General features: G+C 59.2%; 1 protein-coding gene. It reads right to left on the bottom strand.

The window, feature by feature from the left end; all coding sequences use genetic code 11:
* A complete protein-coding gene (locus KD1_RS16050) occupies window positions 1-492 on the bottom strand; it encodes a DsrE/DsrF/DrsH-like family protein (RefSeq protein ID WP_245627450.1) in 492 nt (163 codons plus the stop codon).
* Window positions 493-529: the final 37 nt, after the last annotated feature.

Raw genomic sequence — 529 nt, 5'->3', positions numbered from 1 at the left:
TCAGACGAAGATGATCTGCGCTCCCTCACTGATCTCGATGAAGTCGGTGGCGCTGATGACGCCCTCGACGGCCGGGTGCAGGTCCGCCTCGATCATCTTCATCATGTCGAAGGTCAGCTTGCACGCGTACATGTGAGCGCCGGCCGCGGCGATGAAATCGAGGAACTCGGGCACGTCGGGGATCTCCAGATCGGACATCTGCTTCTTCATCATTCTCGTCGCAACCTGGGTCATCCCCGGAAGGTTGCCCATCGCCTGCGGCATGGAGAAGTGTTCCAATCCCGGGCGCAGTCGACCAAGATCGTTCATATGCATGGCCGTATTGCCCGACAGCGTGAACTTCAGGTTGTCGTTGGTCTTGGTGTTGATGATGTCCAAGCCCCAGAAGGTGAAGAAAAAGTGCACTTCGATGCCCTCACCCAGCGCGGCATTGCCCATGATCAGCGCAGGGTAGGCCATGTCGAGATTGCCCTTGGAGCAGATGAACGCGATCTTGCGTGGGCCGGCGTAGCCCGAGCCTTTCCCGGCG

The organism is Kribbia dieselivorans NBRC 106261 (assembly GCF_001552435.1).
GTDB lineage: Bacteria > Actinomycetota > Actinomycetes > Actinomycetales > Dermatophilaceae > Kribbia > Kribbia dieselivorans.
This window is presented reverse-complemented; position numbering and strand designations above follow the sequence as displayed.